This window comes from Moorena sp. SIO4A5, assembly GCF_010672005.1.
Lineage (GTDB): Bacteria > Cyanobacteriota > Cyanobacteriia > Cyanobacteriales > Coleofasciculaceae > Moorena.
Window position 1 is genome coordinate 1 of the sequence record NZ_JAAHHZ010000004.1, and the last position, 24,228, is coordinate 24,228.

The window sequence follows — 24,228 nt, forward strand, 5'->3', positions numbered from 1 at the left end:
AGCCGATCTGTAACAAAAAGATACATGCTGTTTTGGCCTGACCTTGGACTTCGTTATAAGGGTTTGAGCTTGCCATTACATCATTCGTAGGGTCAATTTGCCAGTTTATCTTTCCTAAGACAACTGGCATCAAAGCCTTATCTAGTAAGCTTTTCAGGGCTCATGTCACCCCTTCAGGAGGGAGAGTCAATCATTTTTACCATTATTTTTACCATTAGGGAAAGTTAATTATTATTACGATTCAAAAATGCATGTGATTGGTCACTGAGGCTTCTAGGAAGGGACTTGAGTGTGGGTTGCAGCTTCTCTACCCGCGATTCGCCCAAAAACCAGACATTCCGTGATGGCACACCCCCCTAGACGGCAGGCTCCGTGAATACCGCCTGTGACTTCTCCTGAAGCATATAGCCCGATAATCGGGTGATCGCCTTTCCCCAGAACCCGCCCGCGAACATCAATTTTAAGGCCTCCCATAGTGTAATGGACTTTAGGCCATAATCGAACGCCATAAAAGGGGGAACTCAACGGCTTGGCATAATCCCGTATAAATTTACCAAACTCTGGGTCTTGATGCTGCTCCACAAAGGAGTTATATCGACTGATGGTTTGGTTCAGTTTCTCTAAGGGAATCTGATACGTGCTTGCTAAAGATGATAGGGTCTCAAATTTTTTCACCACGCCTCGATCTAAATCAGGTTCGATATCAATGCCAGAACTTTGCATTCCCGCAGCATCGGCAATACCAATACAAGGATGACCAATTTCTAACAACTTATCTGTCCACCGTTTACGATCAGCGAGTTCATTAATAAAGCGTTTTCCAGTCACTGGATCAACCGCTAATCCATAGGCTAGCACCGTATAGCTAGCAAAGAGTGGAGCAATGCCATAGCCTGTTTCATCTGGAGAGACCCAGGGAGCAAGCTGAATCTGATCCAAATCGAGGCACTGGGCACCAATTCTGATGGCTTCTACCAAGGCTTCTGCGCTGGTATTGGGAACATTAGTGTGATCCAGATTGGGGGGGAGATGGGGGGCGTATTGCTGCCGAAAAGCGGTATCTCCGGAGAAGCCCCCTGTTGCTAAAACGACTCCCTGGTTAACGTTAATCTGCTGGATCGGAGCTGAGGGCTTGGTTGTTTGCACTTCTACTCCTGTGAGGATCGGATGGGTATCTGTCTGGGAGTTTACCAGTAATTTGCTCAGGCGAGTTTGGGTTCTAATTTCGACCCCGAGTTGCTTGGCTTTAGTCAACAGTGCAGTGATCATGGCGGCACCTGAAACGTCTTCTGGTGTGTGGTTGCGAGGTACGGAGTGGCCACCATACTGATCCACTCGATCTTTGAATTTCACACCAAGTTCATTCGTGAGCCACTCGAAAGTGGGGTAGGATTGCTCGATCACCTGCTGAACCAAGCGCGGATTGTTTCTCTGTTCCCCTGCCTGGCACATATCTGATTTCAACAGGCTAAAAGAGTCTTGGATGCCTTCTCTGGCTTGAATCGGAGAACCCACAACGGTCAAAGTTCCTCCACTAACAACTGAGTTACCGCCGAGGCTGTTTTCCTTCTCCAAGACAATGACGGATGCACCCGCTTGAGCCGCAGCGATCGCCGCACTCAGACCGGCAAAACCACTCCCGACCACGACAACATCCGCGATCATGTTGTGAGTATCAGTCATATGATTCACTCTTCTGTGATTTGTTTCTCTGATGTTCATGGGTGCCAGCCGGTTCACCCAGGCGGCCATCTTTAGCCCGCTCCCTTGCTCCCCGTGCTTCTTGTAGTAACTGCTTCCAATCTTGGGTTCGAGCCAGTTCCTCCAGGCGCAGCCCTTCTGTTCTGGGGGTTTTTAACCCGGCTGCCCGCATTCCCACATATCTCGCCCAGGCACCATTTTTCTTACGTACCTGGTGGGGCTGAAAATGATCTAGATCGCGAAAAGTAATGTCTTTTGCTATCGTGATCGCCCCTGCTGCGATCGCCTTTTCCCAGAGGTCTTGTCCCTTTTGAGTCCGCACCATGATGGCATTAAACCCTTCATCTTCCCCCTGAGGGTCTGAATTCGGCCAGCAGTCTCCGGCCACCAGATCGGCAACTTCACCGATGGCATCAGGGCAAATTTTACAGCGGGGTTGAGTGCCCCATGCCATCTTATCCTCCCAGAGTTCCTGGTAGCTGATGGAAAAAGTCCGGTTATCCTGGGTGACGAGACGGGTCGGACCGGGATTGCCATAGCCCCGGTAACGAAAGGATTTGAGATCGGCTTCTGTCACATTAAAGCGATCGCAGACCTGCACAAACTTTGACAAATCGGACATTCCCCCACAGAAAAACGATAGACAGTAGCGCACCAATTCCTTGACTCGTGGATCATGTTCTCCTAGATTCCGAATTGCCGTAATATCACAGGGTTTCCCCACCACTGCAAACGGCCGATTTAGATTGATAACATCGATAAAATTCACTAACGATACACCCGGTCCATAACGAGATCCAGATGCGGCTAAGACACTGGCCGCATCAAAACTCAGGCAAGGGGTAAATAACATTGGTCGCTCTTGGGATGCCTTCACGTGCAGAATAAAATCTACCGATTTGGATTCTAGTAGATAAAGCGACAATGCGGTCAAAACCCCACCGGATGAACCCCGGTAGCGAATATCCGGATCGGCAGCATAACCAATGTGGAGTTGAGCCGCCGCCCCCCAAATTGGATCAATCACTGCACCATCGGCTAGTAATGCTGGATCTGCACTGTGCAACTGTAGACCCGGGCAGGTGGCATTAATGGTTTCTAGTGCTTGATCGCTTAAGTTGGGTTGAGCCATCGGACGAGTTCGCCCTTGTGGAGTCATCACGATTTTAATTGCACCCGGTTCAGCAAGACTCTGACAGAGACCACATCCCATACATAGACTGGAGGTAACGATCTGATCGATTGAAATAGGTGCTGCTTCAGATTTCTCTTTGAAAGTTGTATGTTCGATCACCACTAGGTTGCTTTCAATATATGACTTTTGCCCAACTTGGATACTGTACTACGTCTACGTGACTGCTGTAGGGATTGTTCTGAGCCAAGCAGATAGCCTGCAAGCCTGGTTAAACCGGTTTCAATGTGATGGGCTGGGCTGGCAAAATTTAATCGCAAAAAGGCATGATCGTGATCATGAAAATCAATGCCAGGAGTGGAACTCAGGGCATAATTCTGAGCCAGATGCAGGGATAATTCCATGGCATCTTTTTCTGCCTCAGCCACATCTACTAGCGCAAAAAAGCCTGCTTGAGGGTGAGTTCGCAGTTTTAATCCAAGGCGTTTGGCTGTGCGCTCAAACAGTAACCAATTATAGCGCAACAGATATCGGTGTTTGCTCACCAATTCATCCCAGTGTTGTATCAGGTTCTCCGCAATCAGTTGGCTGGGTAAACTGGTACACATATTGAGAACGGCTTTGACGTTGGTCATCAATTCCACCTGTGATTCAGGCACAATCAAATATCCTACCCGGACACCAGCAATTGCCAAGGATTTGGATAGACTGCTAATTATCAGATGACGGTCAGATAAACCAATGGCACTGGGAATGGGTTCATCGTTGAGGGGTAAAGCTTGGTAGACTTCATCAAAAATAACGGGAACACCTAAATTAGCGATCGCTTCGAGCTGATGGTCTTGCAAAAATGTACCGTATGGATTGCTGGGTGAATTGATCACAATTGCTTTAGTTTTATTGGAAATCTGGTTTGGCAATTGTTCAATATCAATGCAATAGTCATCTCCCATGGGAGCTAAACGACAATTTACCCCAAAAATCTTGGCTAATACGTTGTAAGCTGGATAGCAAGCTTCAGATAGGATGATTTCATCTCCCTTATTCAGTAGCATTGCAAATGCAAGGGTCAACGCACCAGAAGCACCGTTCGTAATGCAGACCCGATCTGGGCAGAGATCGTAATCAAATTTTTCCTGATAGTAGCCGCAGATGGCTTGACGCAAACTGTTAATACCATTGATATTGCCGTACCCGACGTGGTGACCGAGCAGCACACTATCGATATTGACATCCACGTGCTCAAATGGGTTAAAGGAAGAAATTCCCTTACCAAAATTGATAGGTTCCAGTCCTTGATGATTGGCGCGATCAAAAACCTCCATAATGATGTCCATTGCTAGGGGCGGACATGATACGTCACTTTCAGGCATAACTATCATCTTGATCTTTTTAAGCTTACTGTTCAATTGGTTTTATCCATGCTGTCGTAATAAGCAGGTGCACAAAATTAATGACACATTTTACAAAGCTCAAACCTTTACAAGGTAAGCTTTACAGAGATTACGATTAGGCAATTAATTCTGTGTATGTGCTTAACTTTGTTCAACAGAATCAAACTTATTTTTTTATGTTGAACAAAGTTATAGTCATGAATTCATCAGGTTAATCAAGGGATCATTATGTCTAAAACTGAATCAATGTTCTTATAATGCTGACGGGGAAGTTTTTCGACTTTTTTATTCAGAGTGTCTGGATATTTTTCCAGCAATTGATCACACCAAACCGGATCAATATTTTTGGCAGCGAGCAATCGATAACGTTGACGTGTCAACGAATCAGGGTGCCTCAAAGGCAAATGCTTTTGGCAAAAATCCGTGACTTCGGCTTGAATCGACTGCCCTGAGGATTGCAAATCGTGGTGAGCCAGATACCCACCTAATGGCGTGTTCCCTCCGGCTAAGCCAAAGCCCTTTAAAGTGACATCAATCCAATCACAACCCTGGGCAAAGGCTTGGTTAGAGTTCTCAATTGCATATCCCAAAGTATCGTGGGCATGAAACCCTAACGATTGTGGGCAAATCTCTCTGACTAATGCCATCATGGCGTTAACCTCATGAGGATAAAGTGCCCCTCTAGAATCAGCTAGGTAGACAATATCCACGTTTTTCGATGGGGCAATCGTTCTGAGCAGACACTCAATTTCCGCCAGTGAATAGGATGAAACACAGATCAGATTTAAACTGATTTTGAGATGGCTGGATTGTTTTTTAAGATGATTAGCGATTTCTAATGCCTTGTCAACCAGATCAGCGGTACAGGGCATCCGCAGCAGCGAGATCTGGTCTAACTTGTCAGCTACTGCTGCCTGCCAGTTATCCTCGGCTGGATTGAGCATACAAACTAAAGACATCTCAGGATATAACTGCTGAATCTCTGCTAAAAACTCTTTTGGGCAACCATTCACTGGAGATGTCATTCTGTCGGGTGTGCGTAGAAAACCCACCTCAACTTGACTCAATCCCTGATCCTGTAAAAAATTCAATACGCTTTTGGTTTCTTCTAATGAAAATTGCCACCGATTTAAATAGCCCCCATCCCTTAGGGTTACGTCTAGAATGTTACTGACTGCAATCCTTCGCCCTAGACATTGAGGTGATTGTAAGCTTTGCATCAGTTACTATTGTTCCTTTAACTACCTGCACCATGACCAAGCACTACCTCTGTAAAATTATTTTGGAATTATCTAGGTAGACTTAAACAGCCTATTAATAACATAAAGTGAGCATTCCATACAAGTTAGAGCTGATTTATAAACTCGCTGTAATCCTTGTAGGATAAGGCTTCCATTAAACTAGAACACTTGAACTACTTAATGCTAAAATGCAATCATAGCAAGGCTTTCAGGCTTCTTAATATTTAATTTACAAATTAGCTCTTATACAGGGTAAGAGCATCTCAATCAACTATGACAAAAGGATTGTAGAACGTAAAAATTAAGTCTAGTTGACTGAGAAAACTAATCAACCACGTACTGCTACGTTGGCATTTTGAATTCCAGTCGATACCATAGTTGAGCATGTTGTTTTCGTGAGGCCATCGCCGGGTCAGGATCATGATTACTCACGTGCGACCCGTGGCGAATTTAATTCTTAATGGTAAGAGCGCACCTATGTGAAACGAACCCGACGAATCAGTTTCCAGGCATTTTCCCTCGGAGGCTTTGACCCACTCCAAACCAAATCCGACAATAGCTGTTTCCTCGTGCGCCAGTGTGTATCTACCCACCGACGAAAACTGGTTTCAACGACATGGGTAGGGAGTTTTTAAGCAATGGGGCACTAAGTTTTGATAAAATGAATACTTAAGGGTACACGCAACCAGTTTCGATGTCGCTGTAATCTAATCCTAGCAATATGTTCAGGCATTTTTTTTAACTGGTCTGTCCCGATGTAGTATTATTGTTCCACAGTACTATAAGCTAGAATCGATAGCACTTTTGAGCACCTTTAGTATATTTGTACAGGGGAACTTTAGTGCTTATCGCAATGCCATGTCTTGCCGTTTTGTTCATTGGCTCTAGGAAAATCCGGACGTATTTATCAGATATAAAGCGAGTAATGGCTATATTTGGGCGCTTATTTGGCTAAAGTCCCAATAAGCCAGGGGCTTGAGATCCCGTAGCTGACCAGACTAAGTGATTAGAGGACAATCCAGAGTGGTAAAAAACTGTTTATTTGTGAACAATCGGGAACCATACCCTGAAACCTGTTTTGACTCAATTCCAGGTATTGCAATGGTGTGGTATCAGGATCATTCAGAGGGCTTTTCGTTAGAAGAGGCGATCGCCAACAATCCGGATACTCATATCCTCATCACCACGTTGATGGATTGGAGTGCAGCTAACTTGCAAAAACTCCCGAAGCTGGAACTGATCATCACCATTACCACAGGCACAGACTATATTGATAAAGCCTATTGCCAACAGCATAATATTAAAGTGCTCAATACCCCTGGCTTCACTGGAGCCTCGGTTGCTGAACACGCAGTTGCGTTAATGCTAGCTGCCGCCAAGCGGTTGGTGGATTACAATCACAAAGTTCGTACGGGTGATTTCCAAATCTTTGAACATCAGGGAATTGAACTGTTTGGCTCTCAAGTGGGTATCATCGGCATGGGGACAATCGGAACCCAGGTGGCTCGTATGCTGCAAGGCTTTGGCATGAACATTGTGTACTGCAACCGCAAGCCGAAAGAAAGCAACCTGGCTCAACCCGTTGATCTAGAGACGTTGTTAAGTACAAGCGATATCATTTTCCTCACCCTATCCCTCAATGCTGATTCCCACCATCTGCTCAATCACAACACCTTTGCTAAAGTCAAACCAGGAGCAATTCTGATCAGTATCTCACCGGATGATCTGATTGAATTTTCTGCTCTACAAGAAGCCCTAAGTAGTGGCAGGCTCTCCTATGCAGGGATGGACATCCACCATGAAGATTCACGTTTTATGACACTGCCTAATACTGTTCTGACCCCTCGCCGTGCATGGTACACTCAAGCCGCATTTGAACGACGGATCCAGATTTTCACCCAAACCCTCGGAGATTACATGAAAGCACATTGACACTCCCCGCCCTATAAGAGCGGGGATTCTTTAATCAACAACTCAGCTTGCTCAATCAGGCCGGAACCAGAAAGAGTAGAGGCCGAATCTCCTAAAGCGTTTAGATAATGGATCTAGGTTTCGGTGTGCCCCACCGTACCTTTCTTTTTTATAAAAAGATAGATACTTTTTTAATCTAACTTTTTTCATAGACGTTTAAGTCGTTAGACCAAATTACGCAATATGTATCTCGTACATATTTTTTACGTTGCCTACTTATTGATTAGATAGTATTTATCTTGCTTTTTAGTTTATTGTTTATAATATTATTTTAACACGCTCTGTAAAAACTGTCAAGTTTTAGCTTAAAAAGAAAGCCGTCCTATAAGGACGGGGCTTTAAACCCAATTTTTTCGGTAACGAACCCGGTTGGGTGTCACCCCCGACTAAAGTACGGGGGTCTATGATCGATATCCATTGACAATGATTCTGCAAGATTTGGAGGTGAAAAACTTTACAACTTTCCTCCCTTGGTTAAAACCCAGGGGTATCCAAGTTAACGGAGGTTATTGATGAAATTTTTACTCATTCAAGGAGCTAACCTGAACTCACTGGGCTATCGTCAGGGCAACACCTATGATGATACCACCGCTGAACAGCTTGATCGGATGCTGAAGCAACACGCCAGTGACTTTGATTATGAACTGGATATTTTCTACACAAATATCGAAGGTGAAGCCATCAATAAGGTTTATGCCAGTGTAGCAGCAGGTGTGGATGGGGTTCTCGCTAATCCGGCAGGATTCACCTACAACGCCTATTCTCTCAGGGATTGCCTCTCTTACATCGCTCCACCTTATGTGGAAATTCATATTACCAACATCGACAAGCGCAATATCAAATCAGTGATGTCAGTCGCTGCAGTTGGAGTTGTACAAGGTTTTGGGATCGATTCTTATTTTGTTGCTCTCGAAGCAATGTTGAGACTTCTTAAACATGAACCCTATCAAAATCGTTGAAATTTGCTCAGAACTGGGTGCAGCTCAGTTGGGTGCTAGCATGGGACCAGATGCTATCCGGATGGCGGCTCACAAAGCAGGCAGTCACTTTTTCTCCGAACACCCAATCATTCGCTTGCCTGAACGTAACGCTCTGTTGGCAGATAAAAACCACAATCCAGGTTGTCGTTATGCTAAGCGTCTCCGCTACATTCTTGAAACCTGCCAAATTGCTTGTAACACAGTTACAGATACTTTGGAAAGAGGTGAGTTTCCCCTGGTGTTGTCTGCCGACCACTCATCAGCCGCAGGAGTGATCGCTGGTGTTAAACAAGCTTATCCCAACGAACGCCTAGGCATTATCTGGATAGATGCTCATAGTGATATGCACTCACCCTACACAACTCACTCTGGTAATATGCATGGGATGCCCTTGGGTGCAGTGTTAGCATTGGATCAAGAAGCCAGAACTTTACTAGGTGCTTCGTCGAATGAACTGCCACTGGCTGCACAAAAACAGTGGACTCACCTCAAGGAGTTGGGTGGTATTGTACCCAAGGTGTTGTCGGAAGATTTGATTCTTATTGGTGTTCGCTTTTTCAAGCCAGAGCATTCAATCTTAATTGACAAGTTGGGGATTAAACTCTATAGCGTTGAGGATATCCGAGAAAAAGGAACAGAGTTTTACACCAGTTTGATTGAGCAACATCTGCAATGGTGTGACAAAATTTATCTGTCCTTTGATGTTGATAGTCTAGACTGCGAAACGGTTTCACAAGGAACAGGAACCCCTGAAGCGAATGGTCTATATCTGAATGAGGCGATCGTCCTCATCCAGACCATTATGGCAAATCCGAAGGTCTGTTGCCTAGAGATTTCTGAAGTTAATCCAGTTCTCGATGATAAGGGGAATGCTATGGGCGAGGCTGCATGGCAAGTCTTGGAGGCTGCATTAGTCAGGAGTTAGGAGTCAGGAGTTAGGAGAAATGGGAATTATATAGGAGGTAGTCGGAAGAATTGTCCCTTGATTTTTCGGCTCTTGTCTGCCCAAAATGTGAATTAAATGAGCTTTTTCGACCGAAAAGCTGGCACTTTTTTCGACCCAACAAGGCTAAAACCTTTATCTGTCAATGCTTTGAGAGTTAATCAGCAAGCCCTAAGTAACAAGTAACTCATTCCTAATAACAAACTACTTTTGATTTAACTTTTGATTGATCTAAATTAGATACTACTTCAGATAACTCCTGGGGTTCGTCGATCAAAAAATCGGGTTGATATTGAGCTAGAACTTCTTTATAAGAAAATCCCCAACTAACAGCAACTACTTTAATAGTATTTTTTTTAGCTGCCTCAATATCCCTAGTTTCATCTCCGACATAGATCACATCAGCAGGATTTAAATTATGTTTTTTGAGGAATTTACGAATAACTTTTTCTTTTCCAAAGATAGGACTCCCTGAGTCAACAAAATCAAAAAGCTTTACCCAAGAATTATGGGTCAGAAAAAGGTTAACGTTCTCTGCTGAGTTAGATGTCAATATCCCTAATTGGTAACCTTCAGATTTAAAATCATTTAAAACGTCTATTAGTCCAGGAATAGGAGTTAAACTTTGAATATCTTCGCGTAATAGTTTTTGGACTTTTTTCAACAAAAACGGGATTATAAACCTCGAAATACCCGATTGCTTAATAATTTCCCTAGAGCTTAAATGTCTAACTTGCTCCAATTTTTCAGCTGATGTGGGCTGATATCCAAATTCTTCCGCTAAGCTATTGGTAATCTTGACAATGGCAGTAAGGGTATCAGCCAGAGTCCCATCAAAATCAAAAAGAATTACTTTTACACTCATTGAGCAATTAACAATTAACAATTAGCAATTCGCAATTCGCAATTCGCCACCCAAGTAATCAATGGCTAGTCAACGGATTTTTGAGATGCATCAATATTAGCTTGGGCATTGCGCCGTAGCATATTTGGCTTTATACGCCGCAGCGCAGAAGCTGGAAACCGTCGATTCCACTCCTGATCAGATATAGTAGCTAATTCCGTGAGTCGAGGAGCCACATTCCAAGGGTAGGGCTGAAACTCTACCACATCAGTTTCTTTAGCAAAACGTTGGTTCCAGGGGCAAACATCTTGACAGATGTCGCAACCAGCAACCCAGCCTTCTAAATGGGGTTTAATCGATTCCGGCAAGTTTTCAGCGCGATTCTCAATGGTATGATAGGCGATGCAGCGGTTGGCATCAACGACAAACGGTTTGGTAATAGCACCCGTTGGACAGGCTTGAATACAGCGGGTACAGCTACCACAGTGTGAAGTGTGAGGGGTATCTGGAGTCAATGCTAGGTTAGTCAACACTTCCCCTAAAAATACCCAACTGCCATACTCCCGCGTAATTACATTACCATTTTTAGCAATCCAACCAATACCTGAGCGCTGCGCCCAGACTTTATCTTGTACTGGCCCTGTATCAGCATAGTAACGCACCTGGATTTCTTCTGCTTGTGCTTGTAACCAAAAGGTCAATTGCTTCAATTTTTTATGCATGACCTTATGGTAATCTCTCCCCCAACCGTAACGGGAGATTTTGCCATACTCAGGGCTTTCGGGACGCTGGTGAGGGGTGTAGTAGTTGAGAGCAACACAAATTACCGACTTCACCTCTGGCATACAGGCACGAATATCCAAGCGTCGAGGATTTGCCATCCAAGCCATGTCTGCTTGATACCCTAACGCTAGCCAAGCCTTCAAGTTTTGCTCTGCTGAGTCATTATGATCAACATCCACAGCTGCAATTCCTACCTTATGAAAGCCGAGCGAGCGAGCTTTCTGTTTTACCTCAGTGCTAGTAACTGGTATATCCAAGTTGTATTTACAACCTAACTCTACCTGTAAGGTGTGTTAATCACGCACGTTCACCCAACACCGTTCATCCAAGACCTTTCATCCTTTCCCCAATCTCTACTATAACCACAGTAATGTTATCCCTACCGCCTTCTTCTTTAGCTGCTTCAACAAGGATATCCAGAGCCTGCTCAATACTTGAACTATCTTGGAGAGAGGAAGCAATCAATTCATCGGAAAGTTCTTCGGTGAGTCCATCGCTACAAAGCAAAAGGCGATCGCATAATTTAACCTCTATCGGATGGACATTGACTTTAGGTAAGTCCTTTCTGCCTAGACATTGAGACAGAACATGACGCCAGGGATGCATCCGAGCCTGTTTAGCTGTCAGTTCTCCCAACTTAACGGCTCTGGCTACCCAGGTGTGGTCTTCTGTAATCTTCTCTAACTTAGAATTCCGGAACCGATAGAGGCGAGAATCTCCTACATGAGAAAACCAACACTGGTCTTGACGGAACATCACCACTACGGCAGTGGTTCCCATATCTGACCGTTCTGGATGAGTTTGCTGATCGTTGAGGATAGCCTGATTGGCTTGATAGATCGCTTGTTCTAGTAACTCATCAGAAGGGGTTTGAGAGTTCCAATATTTATTCAAATAAGTCTTAATCGCCTCAGTGGCGATTTTACTTGCCTCTTGTCCACCGGCATGACCACCCATACCGTCGGCAACAATAAAGAAGCGACCGTCCGGGTCTATGTAGTAGTCATCTTGGTTAACTGTACGTAGTAAGCCCGGATCTGTAATACCGGCGAAGCAACTTTTCATCACATCGGTTGTTTACTGGCTTGATGCTTTCTGCTCGTCTGTGAGCTTCAGTTTGATTTTGATGGATAGAAACATGATTATTATCGACCTGATTCAGTTGAATTAAGGAAATGTCCAACAATGTCCGGATAAATGCCGAAACATCCAACGATTTTCCCTCCTAGTACTTGCTACTACGGTGGATAGATCGTGGGATAAGGAGCTATTACGACTTTACAACAACTAAAACATGCGATCAAACCGGTCAAGCCGTCGGAGCAACCTAATTAAGGCAAATCCTAACATAGCTGCCACCAAAACGACTACTAAGGCTAGTACGACATTACCATTGACAAATAATATAGTAGCCGAAAGGGTGAAGGCACTGATTAATAAAGTATAGTTGGTTCCCAACTGAATACCACTCAGCCGTCGTAAAACCCGGTCTGATTCAATAGAGCGCACTCGAATGCGCAGGTCTCCTCTTTCTAATTTATCAATAGTACTTTCAATGCGCTGGGGCAAACCTAATGCTGTACTACTCATCTGTGCGGCTTGGCGTCCCAGTTCATTAATAAAGCTATTGTTGTCGGGAGTGTTGCCGTTGGTCATAATCTCTAGTGCGAAGGGTTTTGCAACTTCCATAAAATTAAATTCGGGGTCTAAGCCTTTACCCACTCCTTCCAGTGTAGAAAAGGCTCGCATCACAAATGTGAACGTTGCTGGGAATCGAAAAGGCTGGCCATAGGCAATTTCGTAGAGGTCATCGCTGATGTTACTCACCGATTGCTCCTCAAAGGGCTTATCCATGAAATTATCCAGCATGTACTGAACTGAGCGCCTTACCGGTCCCATATCACTCACTGGTGAGAGCGCACCCAATTCAATTAGGGAAGTCACCACTCGGTCACCGTCTTTTTGGGCAATGCCAAACAGGGTTTCCATCAGTTGCTCGCGCACATTGGCCTTAATCTGCCCCATCATGCCAAAGTCGTAAAATATCAAGGAGCCTTGATGACTAACCGCAATATTTCCTGGATGGGGGTCAGCATGGAAGAAGCCATCATTTAGCAACTGCTGTAAGTAAGCTTCTGCTCCCAGACGAGCGATTAATTTGCGGTCTAGGCCAGCTGCTTCTAGAGCTTCGTAACTACTAATCTTAATCCCTGGTAAAAATTCTAGGGTCAAAACTCGTGATGAGGTATAGCGCCAGTAGACACGGGGTACCTTCACCCAGTCATAGCTGCGGAAGTTGCGGCGAAATGTATCTGCATTTCGGCCTTCATTAAGATAATCAATTTCTTGCCAAAGAATCCGACAGCACTCTTCATAAATCCCACTCCAGTCCCGACCACGCCCCCAGTCTGGATGGTTTTGAAAGTAATAGGCGATCCCCTTAAGAATTTGTAAATCAATAGTAAACAGTTTTTTTAAGCCTGGTCTTTGGACCTTAATCGCTACCTCTTCACCACTGCGAAGTTGAGCTTTGTGAACTTGCCCTAAGCTAGCTGCTGCCAGAGGAATTGGGTCAAAACCACTGAACAGTTCCTTGATGGGCTTGCCTAAATCTTCCTGGATGATCTGCTCAACTTGCTCGTAACTAAAGGCAGGAACCCGGTCTTGTAGTTTGCTCAGTTCTTCTACATACTCACTAGGGAATAAATCGGCACGGGTGGAGAATAACTGTCCAACTTTGATAAACGTTGGTCCTAGATCTAAGAATGTATCTCGAATCCAGATAGCTTGTGTTTTGCGTCTATATGCGTGCTTTTGCTCTGTATATCCTCCCCGATAACTCCAAGGTTTACCATCAAGCCACAACCCAGTGATGAGGGTTAAAACAAAACGCCAAATATCAATAAAACGCCTTTGACGGGAGTAATTTTCTTGATTCCACCGATAAGCTTTTTCGCTGTATTGCTTACCTATAGAACTTTGGCTAGACACATTGCGTTCCTGATTTATTGTAAGGTTAATAGAGTTTTGAGAAAGAGCAGACACTCGGATTTCTCTGTAAGGTTTTTATCAAAAAAATAGCAGGTTATTAAAAATTATGTCGAAACTACTCACTTCTGTAGATAATCTAGGGTAGTAACGATAAATCTTATCAAGATTGCTTGCCATAGTTTTTTAATTCAGTACGCAAGCTGGCAATTTCTGCTCGCAGCTCATCAATCATGGCTTGCAGATCAGCTGGCTTCGATCCTGTTTTCCCTGTGTTACTAGCTGTGTTACTAGCTGTTTTACTACTAATAGTAGAATCAGCTTCTGCTCCGGCTTCGCGATTGGCACTTTCTATTACCTGCTCGGTAAACTGCCGCAGTCGCTCACGCTGCTCAGCATCAAACTTGCCTAACTCACTCAGGGCATTGGTTAGAGCATCCTCGAGCTGCCGATTAATGGCTTGAGCTGCAGCCCTACCCAGAAAAAAGGCATGAATTACAGAGTTACTCATTGATAAGTTTCTTTAGCTTACGTAACAAATTATAACGTACTTGCCCAGGATTATGACTTAATTCAAATCCAGTTGCTTGCCTCGTATATCCTCAGTTTGTGCAATATCCCATGTCGTTATAATTTAAAAATCACATATTATATCATTTTATGTATTTAAATCTCACAGGACTTAGGCAGTAACTTTTCCTTCGTAGCCCTACTAATTATTAAGTGCGTTTGGTGGCCAGTGTGCTGTAAGTCCTGTGGAAGTATGAATATGAATAAAGCACCTTGATCAGGTTGAAAGTGTTTCAGAGTTGGGGTTCTGACAAAGGCCAATTGCTGCGAGGAGGGAAGGATTGATCGGTGTGGAAGATGGTAGAACCAGGTTCTTTTTGAGAGTTAATTCGCAGTGCGAAACCAAATCCTAATCCGGCTGAGGCGGCAAGGGCACCGGTCATCAGTAGGGCTTTCAGTGGGAATCCAGCTTTGGTAGTTTTGAGTTTTGAGGTTTGAGTTTTGAGCTTGGCGTGGACAGTTTTGAGAACAGCTAAGGTCTGAGTGCTCAGTTTTGAGGTCTGAGTGCTCAGTTTTGAAGTCTGAGTGCTCAGTTTTGAGGTCTTAATGCTCAGTTTTGGGGCAATTAATGACTTTTGCTGAGGACTCAGCACTTTCAACTGAGAACTGCTTTGAGGCACTTTTTCCTGAGTTGGCAGCAGCGATAACCAAGCTTCTACAGTTTTAGGACGTTGATTGGTGACCATGTGCAAGCCACGCCAGACTGCTTGTTTAACTACTGGAGTTAGGTTTTGTGGACATGGTGGTAAGTCCGGCAGGAAAAGAATATAGAAACCTTCCTGGGCATGCAATACTTCCCTGACTGGTGCAGGTAGGGGTGGGTTTCCAGTAAGCAAGCAGTAAAAGGTTGCGGTTAAGGAATAGACATCGGTTGCCTGGGAAAGTTGCCCTTTAGAAATGTACTGTTCCGGGGCGCTATACCCAGCAGCAATTAAACTGGCGTGGGTTTGCCTGACTCCTAGGGTGAGTTGACTAGTAATACCAAACTCACATAGCACTAGTGTATCGGTATCTTGACGCAGAATGATATTTTCTGGTCTAACATCTAGATGCAGCAAACCCTTTTGATGTAAGATACTAAGGGCATCGCCAATTTGACGAATGTATGCAATAGCTTGAGCTTCTGGAACCAAATTGGCTTGGATGAGTTCAGCTAACCTCTGCCCCGGAATATATTCCATGACTAGGTAAGGTCGTCCGTCAGCTTCAAAGGATTCGATTACCCTGACTAAATGCTGATGCTGACAGCCGCTCAAGAGCCTACCAAGGGCAAGAAATTGCCGCTTGAACTGGTCACCATGGGGATGGTGGCACAGATTGTCGCTGAGGGTTTTGATCACGACGGTTTGACCAGACTCAGCGTTGATGGCTAGGTAGGTGATGCTAAAGACACCTTTGCCTAGCTGGCTATGAAGAACATATTTGCCGTTGTGCAAGACTGTGCCTGCCTTTAAGTCCATGAAACTTCAGTTCAACTCCCACCTATGCTAACCTTAAGTGGTGCAGAATGGTTGACACCACCTAGGTTTCGTTTCTCACTTGTTGACAATCAAGGATCAAGGAAAAACCAGGATAACTATCAGTCAAATTATTCAGCTTAACTATTCTGTAGCAGGAGTTGTTAATCAGGATCAAACATTACCAAGGGTTACCAATTAGGGTAAAAGCGCTCCAATAGTAGGGATGTCGTAACTCCACATCTGGCAACTTAGCTAACGCTGGCGGTAAAGGAAAACTGCCCTGATCCGTTACCAACTGCCCTCTCTCGAGACGTACTGTGCCCCTGAGCAAATTTAACTGAGCTTTCCGTATAGCCTCGGCTTTGACTGGGAGTTGCTGTAATTTTTCGTAAAACGTTGTCATTAGCCCCAGGGTACCCTCATCGCTGACATACCAGAGACTTCCCAATGCGGACTTGACCCCCGCTAGCACTGCTAGACCGGCAAATCCTAATTCGGCTTGCTCGTCTCCTAAGGCAGTACGACAGGCACTTAAGACCAACAACTCCACCTTAGGCTTACTTAAGCCTAGTTTAGGCAACTGGTTAAGTTGCAGCTTGGTATCCCACAGCTGGATGTAGGAATTACTTGGCTTACCGGCTAAAAATTCACTATGGGTAGCCAAATGAACGATACCAAAGGGTTGTGAGGCACGAGCTTTTATCAAATTTGCTACGGTGAACGCTTCGTTAAGTAATGCCTTTCCTGACCACAGTTGTTCTGTAACCATCGATAACTCTACAGGAACTGCTGGTAATGGGTTTTTGTTCTTAAACTGGGATGCTCCCATCGCCAAGACTTGAAATTTCCTAATGTCTACATAGTTCATGTTGGTTAATGATAGAGTTGGCATCAAACCAAGGCTATATCGTTCTACAAGAAACCCAGTGCCATCATGAAGTGCTGCCATGGGTAAGGAGCGCAAACCAACGTCCATGATAAAGGCAAGATTATTTATTTTTTGGGCTTTTAGCTCCTGCTCTACTGGATCAATCAACCAACGATACAACTGCTGAGCCAAGGGTAGGTAGACATTTGCGCTTTCGAGATTGGTGATACTCCTGTGGAATTCCCGAGCAACAGAGAGAACTTGCGATCGCGTTGCTCCCTGCACCTGTTTTCGAATTACTGCTCCCGAAGCCGTAACGACTAGTAATTCCAGCTGTGTATCGAGATTTTCTTGCCAGTGTGACCTAGTCTTTTGCCGATTTTCCGTTCTCTCTCGTTCCGGTTTGGTTGACGTCAATCCTTTAGAATTGACTAGATTGCCCTTAGTAGTTTCCGGTTTAAATTCTGGTTTAAAGAAGAGGTAAATTAGGGCTGGTTTGAGTCCAGTAATATTTTCAATCTGGCGCAGGTGGGCTTGGGCTTCTTCCAGGGTGACTATGGGAGTGTTGCTAATGCCTAGATGTTTTTCAAAGGCATAGGTAAAGCCTCCCTCAAGTTGTTTAACATCAGCTTCAGCTTCTAGGGTAGATTTAGAGGATTTACTGGTAACTTGCTGTGGGACTGATTGTGCCAGTGATTGACTAATATTAGTACTATTAGTATTAGTAATCTCTGCTATAGTCTGTGGTGCTGGTTGATTGTAATAAATGTTGATTAAATTCGATTTAGGGGGAAAATTAACAAACTCAAGGTTTTTAAGATTATAATTAGGTTCTAATTTAGTATTTTTATGGTTTATTTGAGTGTATTCTGTTTTGGGAGCAATTGCCTGAGGCTTTGGTTGAGTAAGAATTGGTAAGAATTCAAGGGAATACTGATATAGTTGAGGGCGACTGGGGAATATATTAGCCGGATTTGAATAGGGATTGGTAGCCATTGCTTGACCTTGGCTAGTCGAATTTGAAATCACATCTTCAGCCATTGCTTGACCTTGGCTAGTCGAATTTGAAATCACATCTTCAGCCATTGCTTGACCTGCGCTAGTCGAAGAATTACCGAGCAAATTGGTAGCCATTGCTTGACCTGCGCTAGTCGAAGAATTCCCCAACAAATTGGTAGCCATTGCTTGACCTGCGCTAGTCGCATTTGAAGATGGCTCCCCAGTATTAATTTCTATATCACCTGAATCTGAGCTCGTTGAAGTCAAAAAGGATTCTGGTGGAAGAATGGTAGAATCACCTGTAGAAATAGCTCCCTCTGTACCATTAGTAATACTATTTCCCACCTCAAAGGGGGTTTGCCCGTTTCCCCCATGACTGATGGTGATTTTTCCTCCACCATCTCCCCCAACTGTAGCAATGCTGACTGCTGTTTCTTTGCCCTCGATTAAGGTGTCAAACGTCCCAGTGGCTCTAAAAAAACCTTCTGTGGTAATTTCCACATTGCCGCCTTTCCCATCAATACCACCTTGGGCATTGATCCAGCTAACCTGAATATTATCGCCATCGAGGGTAACATCCCCTCCCTTGCCAACTGTTGTTGATGAGTTAAGCTCTTCTGTGCTCAGAGCCTCAGACGCTGTGATTGTAATCGCTCCCCCATTTGTCTTGATATCACCTAGAGTGACATTAACGCCATTAATGGTGATATCTCCAGAAAAGTTCAGAGACACGTTAGGGGCGGTAATATCATTACTAGTATTCAGAACAATGTTGCCCAAAACTTGTTCTAGGGCATTCGCGCCAAGGGTAAAGCCAGATGTCCCCCCATCCCCCGACAAAATTTCCATCACATCAAAACCAAGGGGATTATCTGCTAGCTGCTGACCAGCAATCCCTGTCCCAGGTACAATACTAATGTTATTGTGGTCGAATGTAATCGTGCCGTTTTCACCAAGAGGGGCGGTGACATCAACTTTTGTGCCATCAAAGATTAAAGTCTGTTGGCTAGATATCTCAACTGTCCCAGCATCTGGGGACAATGGGGACAATGAAGTTTGCTCTCCAGCGCCACGGGCAGTAATCTCGCCATAGAATGCTGTGGTTTCCTCTGACCAGACAGTAACTCGACCTCCGTCTCTATCTGCCGCTTCTCCATCAGCCTTAATCAAGGAATCACCGCTGACAAAGGTGCGATTGGCATTTAAATTTACATTGTCTGGATTGTCTTGGGGGTGCTTCCCAATCCACACCTGGCCACCATTACCGCCGGAAGAGTCAATGGTGGCATTAATTACAGCAATGCGATCGCCTAATACTGTTACACTGCGTCGCCTAAGTTCTGGGCTGGAAACATCTAGGGTCCCCGAGACAATGGTTGTTCCTGTCTCAGTGGGAACTGTGGTGCCAGAATCTGTCAGCTGCACGGTTCCATTGGAATTGGCACTGAGTCCCGTCTCAATGCCTTGGGCTTGTCCTGTCAGTAGCTCTGGTATATCTAGTGCGGTAATTAATGGTTGCCCATTTGGTGTACGAGGGGGGTCAATCTCTAGATTCAACAAATTTCCAGATTGAGAAATCTTAACCAGACTTTCCCCTGGTACAGCAGCGATAGTAATATTGCCTCCCGGTGCCTTCACTTGCCCAGTGTTAATCACACTACCCCCGATCAAGGCGATAGTGCTATTGTCTGGCACTTCCAGCTCACCAGCGTTAATGATACTTCTTTGTTGGGCTAAATCAAAGGCAAAGCTAGTGGGGTCACCAATTAAGTTCTGGTAATTATTATTGTCACCAAAGGCATCAAACCAATTCCCGTCCTCAAAGCCAATCCCAGTCGCTGTGGTTGCTGTAAAGGAAGCAGGGACATTTATTCGAGCACCAGCCCCAAAAATAATTCCTGCTGGGTTCATTAAGTATAAGTTAGGGCTGCCACCGCTTGTGATTTTAATTAGACCATTAATAATTGAGGGATCACCGCCTACGACTCGTCCCAAAATATTCCTAACCTGGGGATTATTAGAGATAAAATTGGCAATCTGACCGGAATCGAGTCCAAATTCCTCAAAACTGTGGAACAGATTCGGTTTATCGCCACTAGAGAGGCTACCACCAGTAATATCGAAGCTTTGACCATTAGGAGTTACAATTGTCCCTGCACTGTCTTCTGCTGAGGTGATTTGTGCTATTGCTGGTAGCCCAGTTGGGGAGAGCAACATGGCTACCCCCCAGGGCATGACTTGAGCTAGAGATTTGCGGTTGAGGAATGAAGGAGAGATTGTTCGGTTAGAGCCTTGAGGAGGGAAAATCTTGCCCTCTAGGCGGCTCCACCGTCCTTGGTACTTAGAATAATTGCTGCGCTTGGGTTTTAATACCGGTTTCCCCATAATCTTCATAGCAACCCCCCCTAAGGTTCTCTGTCTAGTAGTCATGCAGTCTAGTAGTCATGCACCTAATTTGAAACAGCTGTAGCACCAATCCACTAAGGGAAGGCCATGGTAATTTTACTAATTTAAAACTAAATTAGCCATATTAAATTAGCGGTAGTGGTACACAAGTAGTGATTTTAGCTCCTGTTACTTTGACCAGACTGTAGCCAAATCACTACTTGTTGATCACTACCAAATTAGCCATCCTTAGTGATCACTGTTCACAGTAACAGAATAGGTGTAACTTATGGAATGTTCTGTCTAGCTGGCAACAACTAAATGGTTGTCTTGTGGTACATGTTGAGGTACTTCTGCCGGTAATCCTACCAGATCTTGGTACATATTGATATATTCCCTGGCTGACTTCTCCCAACTAAAGTCTTGGCTCATAGCTCGTTGCTGCAAACTCCGCCATTCTTTCTGGTAGCGGAAACCTTCCCAAGCCCGAACCATACAAGTATAAAAATCTAACGGTTCATAGCGGTCAAAGCAGTAACCGGTGCCAGTTTGCTTGATCGGATCATGGTGGGAAACGGTATCCACCAAACCCCCAGTACGTCGTACTATGGGGATACAGCCGTAACGCATAGCCAGCATTTGGCTAATCCCACAGGGTTCAAAGCGGGAAGGCATTAAGAATAGATCACTACCAGCATAGATGCGTCGAGCTAGAGGATCGTTATAGAGGATTTGAGCAGACATTCGTCCTGGATAGCGGGATGCGATTTCCCACAGTTGGGTTTCATAGTAGCGCTCTCCCGTACCTAGGACTAAAAATTGACAATCGGTGTAAGCTAGGAAACCCTGTAAAACTTGCACGAGCAGGTCAATCCCTTTCTGTTCCACTAAGCGGGAAACCATACTGATCACACAGGTATCCGGGTTGATGGCTAAGCCGACTTCTTTCTGGAGGGCTACTTTGTTTTTGCTGCGGATGTCGAGAGTATCTGCGGTGAAGTTGTGAGGAATGTAGTTATCGGTTTCGGGATTGTAACTTTCTGTATCAATACCATTGACAATTCCAACAGTTTTACCACTGATAAATGACAGCAAACCTTCTAAGGATTCACCGTATTCAGCCGTTTGGATTTGTTGAGCGTAGGTGGGAGAAACAGTATTTACCCGGTTAGCATACTGTACAGCTGCTGCCATAGTATTATGACCTTGCATATACCAGGGACACCAAGTAATTTCTTCTAAGCGCCAGCGCTGGGGGCCTTGATAAGCCAGGTTGTGAATTGTGAAAACTGTGCTGATATCTGATGATTGGTGCATCCAAACCGGAATCATGCCCGTGTGCCAATCATGGCAGTGAATAACATCAGGCTTCCAGTAGTTCCAAGCAAACTCAGCTGCACCATTGGCAAATAGGGTGAATCGCCAGTCTTCATCATCTCCAGAATAGATTTGGCGACCAGCAAAGGCAGCATGACCAAATAAATATAAGGGGACATCAGTCTTGGGTAGTAGGGTTTCAAACACATTGAAGTGTTGAAACATAGCATCACCGGACCACACTGGTTCCTCTGGAATCTCCATTTTATCGGGCAAAAAGCCGTAGTAAGGCATGAAAATTCGGACATCGGGTCCCAATTGCCTCAAGGTTTTGGGTAATGATCCCACTACATCCCCCATACCGCCAATTTTCGCGATGGGAGCTGCTTCCGCCGCAACGAATAGAATCTTCATCTGTTAGTTGTCAATTATTTGTTGTTAGTGCCTAGGAAATAGCTGCAAGCTTGAAGGATGAAGTGCATTTGATCAAGCCTGAAACATGGAGCAGAACTTTTCAGGAATTGACCTTTAACTCCTCTGTTGACTTGATCGAAGAACCTTCAGCTTTCCGGCTATCCTAGCTTACTCTAGCCTTCTGAAAAATTCTACGGTAAAAGAAAAAGGCTATGGCTTAAAAAACCTTTTCCTTAGCCTTTTCCTACACTAAAAGCGGCTTTGCGAAAATTATAAAATCTATAGCGTTTCGGACAGGAATTGGATTGAATTTTCAGCTATATTCCTATTCCCGCTCGATTTGAGCCAAAATTTCATCCAAAATCTCTTGTGCTCCCTGTTGTTTGAGCTGTTCGGCAAGTTCGAGTCCCAGATTTTCTGCTTGACTCTGCTCCCCTTGAATGGTATCTTTGACAAGTCTTTGCCCATCCACACTAGCCACTATAGCTGTTAGGGTTAGGGTATTGCCTTCCAACTGAGTGTCTACACCGATGGGAACTTGACAGCCACCTTCGAGCGCTCTTAATAATGACCGTTCCGCGTAACAGCGTTGAGCAGTGGGGGGATGTGCGATCGCATTGAGTAGTTCTAAGACTTCTTGATCATCCTCACGGCATTCAATTCCCAAAGCCCCTTGTCCCACAGCATGGAGTGAGATCTCTGGTGGTAAAATTTGGTGAATGCGATCGCTCATGTCCAGTCGTTGTAGCCCAGCTACTGCTAAAATTAGTGCATCGTAGTCACCAGCATCCAGTTTGGCCAGTCTGGTGTTTAGGTTCCCTCTAACATCTTTAAAACTCAGATGGGGAAAATGGTAGCGCAGCTGAGCCAGCCGTCTGAGGGAGGAGGTTCCAATTATCGAGCCTTCTGGCAACGTTTCTATCTGTTTATCTTGGTGCTTTTGGTGCATTACTAAAGCATCTGCGGGGTTCTCCCGTTCTGTGACGCACCCTAACACCAACCCTTCTGGCAATTTGGTGGGCAAGTCTTTGAGGGAATGCACCGCAAAATCGATCTCATCCCTAAGCATTCCCAATTCCAGTTCCTTAGTGAATAACCCTTTATCCCCAATCTTAGATAAAGCCACATCCAGGATTTTATCTCCGTGGGTACTCATGGTCTGGACTTCAAACTCTCGGTCTGGAAAATGTTTTTTCAGTTGCTCTTGTACCCAGTAAGTCTGAATCAGAGCAAGTTGGCTTTTCCGAGAACCGATGCGAATTGTCCGGGCAGGACTGGTAACGGTAGAGGTCATAGGGCTGTCAATTTCTACAAGGCAGATCAATTTACTTGTTCTAGACTACCGCAGAAGGTGACGTTTCCCTTTCCGTTTCTGTCATTAGCTAGTTGTCATTTGTCATTTGTCAAAAACTAAGGTGTAGTATATAGCATTTCTGTAAGCTATCAGCTATCAGCGTGTCGCGTATCAGCTATCAGCTTTGGAATAAAACAAGTAAGCATTGGAATAATGCTGAGTTATAGCAGAAGTCAGAAGTCAGAAGTCAGAAGTCAGAAGTCAGAAGTCAAACTCTTGCGCTTACTTAGGTTTGAGACTTTTGTCATGTCCGCGCCTGCCCTGGCGACTGCTATACCTCAAGCGCGTCGTTCGCACAGCGTGGCCAAACGCGCCCCGCGTGGCCAAAGCCTGTGCCACAAAGCACCTCAAGTAGCGTGAGCCTTTAGCTCACGGCTGACCGCTGACCTCTGTTGGCTGAATGCTTATCTCATAACTCTATATCTCATCTACTTGAGTGGTGGGATGAGTTCACTTTTATCAGCAACGCCAAACAAAATTTTTTCAGTGATAGTATCCAAAGAGACATCAGATATTTGTAAAGAATTGTATAGTCGTTATATTGAAATATAAGTTCACAGGAAATTTTAAGTTATTTATATTATTGTTGTACTAATTGGTTGAGGTGCAGTGTAATTGACTTAATCGGGAAGAGGTAAATGGTGGGAGGGAATAAAAGATGGAAATTAAAACTAAAATTTCGAAATTTTTCCTAAATTTTGCCACTTTTCTATTGATTCTCTAAATTTGACTTCTATAACCACAACTGCCCCAGAAACTAAGTCATCTTCGATGGGTTGTGTAGGTAGTTAACAGGTTGACCCGAAAATATTTCCTTTACACCCACAAAAATTCCTCCCCTAACACGGTTTTATCCTGACTTAATCAGGGTGCTCGCTACATTC

The 24,228-nt window shown here is 44.6% G+C and carries 16 protein-coding genes; 3 read left to right on the plus strand and 13 right to left on the minus strand.

Features of this window, described 5'->3' with window-relative positions; all coding sequences use genetic code 11:
• Window positions 1–273 precede the first annotated feature (273 nt).
• From F6K57_RS04060 to F6K57_RS04075, 4 genes are all read right to left on the minus strand, one after another.
• Window positions 274–1,683 carry a flavocytochrome c gene (locus F6K57_RS04060; protein ID WP_293029647.1) on the minus strand — a complete coding sequence of 470 codons (1,410 nt, stop codon included), beginning with the start codon at window positions 1,681–1,683 and terminating at the stop codon, window positions 274–276.
• A complete protein-coding gene (locus F6K57_RS04065; protein WP_293029650.1) occupies window positions 1,676–2,995 on the minus strand; it encodes a Coenzyme F420 hydrogenase/dehydrogenase, beta subunit C-terminal domain in 1,320 nt (439 codons plus the stop codon). The genes F6K57_RS04060 and F6K57_RS04065 overlap by 8 nt, the downstream gene beginning before the upstream one ends.
• 2 nt (window positions 2,996–2,997) lie before the next feature.
• Window positions 2,998–4,206 carry a pyridoxal phosphate-dependent aminotransferase gene (locus F6K57_RS04070; protein ID WP_293029654.1) on the minus strand — a complete coding sequence of 403 codons (1,209 nt, stop codon included), beginning with the start codon at window positions 4,204–4,206 and terminating at the stop codon, window positions 2,998–3,000.
• A 236-nt stretch (window positions 4,207–4,442) separates the two neighbouring features.
• A complete protein-coding gene (locus tag F6K57_RS04075; protein ID WP_293029659.1) occupies window positions 4,443–5,447 on the minus strand; it encodes a hypothetical protein in 1,005 nt (334 codons plus the stop codon).
• Between the two features lie 1,065 nt (window positions 5,448–6,512).
• On the opposite strand from F6K57_RS04075, the gene F6K57_RS04080 reads away from it, so the two are divergent.
• The 3 genes from F6K57_RS04080 (at window position 6,513) to F6K57_RS04090 (ending at window position 9,344) form a co-directional block, all read left to right on the plus strand.
• Window positions 6,513–7,400: a D-isomer specific 2-hydroxyacid dehydrogenase family protein gene (locus F6K57_RS04080; protein WP_293029662.1), complete on the plus strand. Its 888-nt coding sequence runs from the start codon at window positions 6,513–6,515 to the stop codon at window positions 7,398–7,400.
• Window positions 7,401–7,951: 551 nt separating this feature from the next.
• Window positions 7,952–8,398, plus strand: a complete 447-nt coding sequence (locus tag F6K57_RS04085) for a type II 3-dehydroquinate dehydratase (protein ID WP_293065056.1) — start codon at window positions 7,952–7,954, stop codon at window positions 8,396–8,398.
• A complete protein-coding gene (locus F6K57_RS04090; RefSeq protein ID WP_293018360.1) occupies window positions 8,376–9,344 on the plus strand; it encodes an arginase in 969 nt (322 codons plus the stop codon). Before F6K57_RS04085 ends, F6K57_RS04090 begins: the two co-directional genes overlap by 23 nt.
• 211 nt (window positions 9,345–9,555) lie before the next feature.
• On the opposite strand, the gene F6K57_RS04095 is transcribed toward F6K57_RS04090, so the two are convergent.
• From F6K57_RS04095 to hemC, 9 genes are all read right to left on the minus strand, one after another.
• On the minus strand, window positions 9,556–10,227 hold the full coding sequence (locus F6K57_RS04095; RefSeq protein WP_293018359.1) for an HAD-IA family hydrolase: 672 nt from the start codon (window positions 10,225–10,227) through the stop codon (window positions 9,556–9,558).
• A gap of 65 nt (window positions 10,228–10,292) precedes the next feature.
• Window positions 10,293–11,246, minus strand: coding sequence for a tRNA epoxyqueuosine(34) reductase QueG (gene queG / locus F6K57_RS04100; protein WP_293065059.1), 954 nt, complete (start codon window positions 11,244–11,246; stop codon window positions 10,293–10,295).
• Between the two features lie 64 nt (window positions 11,247–11,310).
• Entirely contained in the window at window positions 11,311–12,054 is a 744-nt protein-coding gene (locus F6K57_RS04105) for a Stp1/IreP family PP2C-type Ser/Thr phosphatase (RefSeq protein WP_293065061.1), read from the minus strand.
• 222 nt (window positions 12,055–12,276) lie between these two features.
• A complete protein-coding gene (locus F6K57_RS04110; RefSeq protein ID WP_364301255.1) occupies window positions 12,277–13,980 on the minus strand; it encodes an AarF/ABC1/UbiB kinase family protein in 1,704 nt (567 codons plus the stop codon).
• A 160-nt stretch (window positions 13,981–14,140) separates the two neighbouring features.
• On the minus strand, window positions 14,141–14,488 hold the full coding sequence (locus F6K57_RS04115) for a DUF6825 family protein (RefSeq protein WP_293065065.1): 348 nt from the start codon (window positions 14,486–14,488) through the stop codon (window positions 14,141–14,143).
• A gap of 292 nt (window positions 14,489–14,780) precedes the next feature.
• Window positions 14,781–16,007 (minus strand): serine/threonine-protein kinase, encoded by a 1,227-nt coding sequence (locus F6K57_RS04120; protein ID WP_293065067.1) that lies wholly within the window; start codon window positions 16,005–16,007, stop codon window positions 14,781–14,783.
• 178 nt (window positions 16,008–16,185) lie between these two features.
• Entirely contained in the window at window positions 16,186–20,304 is a 4,119-nt protein-coding gene (locus F6K57_RS04125; protein WP_293065069.1) for a CHAT domain-containing protein, read from the minus strand.
• Window positions 20,305–20,562: 258 nt separating this feature from the next.
• Entirely contained in the window at window positions 20,563–21,990 is a 1,428-nt protein-coding gene (glgA, locus tag F6K57_RS04130) for a glycogen synthase GlgA (protein ID WP_293065071.1), read from the minus strand.
• 325 nt (window positions 21,991–22,315) lie between these two features.
• On the minus strand, window positions 22,316–23,284 hold the full coding sequence (gene hemC / locus F6K57_RS04135; RefSeq protein ID WP_293065073.1) for a hydroxymethylbilane synthase: 969 nt from the start codon (window positions 23,282–23,284) through the stop codon (window positions 22,316–22,318).
• Between the last annotated feature and the right edge of the window lie 944 nt (window positions 23,285–24,228).

Excerpts from the sequence above, each read along its gene's own strand:
- F6K57_RS04115 (WP_293065065.1), bottom strand. The coding sequence starts at position 14,488 with ATGAGTAACTCTGTAATTCATGCCTTTTTTCTGGGTAGGGCTGCAGCT.
- F6K57_RS04085 (WP_293065056.1), top strand. The coding sequence starts at position 7,952 with ATGAAATTTTTACTCATTCAAGGAGCTAACCTGAACTCACTGGGCTAT.
- F6K57_RS04095 (WP_293018359.1), bottom strand. The coding sequence starts at position 10,227 with ATGAGTGTAAAAGTAATTCTTTTTGATTTTGATGGGACTCTGGCTGAT.
- F6K57_RS04090 (WP_293018360.1), top strand. The coding sequence starts at position 8,376 with ATGAACCCTATCAAAATCGTTGAAATTTGCTCAGAACTGGGTGCAGCT.
- glgA (WP_293065071.1), bottom strand. The coding sequence starts at position 21,990 with ATGAAGATTCTATTCGTTGCGGCGGAAGCAGCTCCCATCGCGAAAATT.
- F6K57_RS04075 (WP_293029659.1), bottom strand. The coding sequence starts at position 5,447 with ATGCAAAGCTTACAATCACCTCAATGTCTAGGGCGAAGGATTGCAGTC.
- F6K57_RS04060 (WP_293029647.1), bottom strand. The coding sequence starts at position 1,683 with ATGACTGATACTCACAACATGATCGCGGATGTTGTCGTGGTCGGGAGT.
- F6K57_RS04125 (WP_293065069.1), bottom strand. The coding sequence starts at position 20,304 with ATGACTACTAGACAGAGAACCTTAGGGGGGGTTGCTATGAAGATTATG.
- F6K57_RS04070 (WP_293029654.1), bottom strand. The coding sequence starts at position 4,206 with ATGCCTGAAAGTGACGTATCATGTCCGCCCCTAGCAATGGACATCATT.
- F6K57_RS04105 (WP_293065061.1), bottom strand. The coding sequence starts at position 12,054 with ATGAAAAGTTGCTTCGCCGGTATTACAGATCCGGGCTTACTACGTACA.
- hemC (WP_293065073.1), bottom strand. The coding sequence starts at position 23,284 with ATGACCTCTACCGTTACCAGTCCTGCCCGGACAATTCGCATCGGTTCT.
- F6K57_RS04120 (WP_293065067.1), bottom strand. The coding sequence starts at position 16,007 with ATGGACTTAAAGGCAGGCACAGTCTTGCACAACGGCAAATATGTTCTT.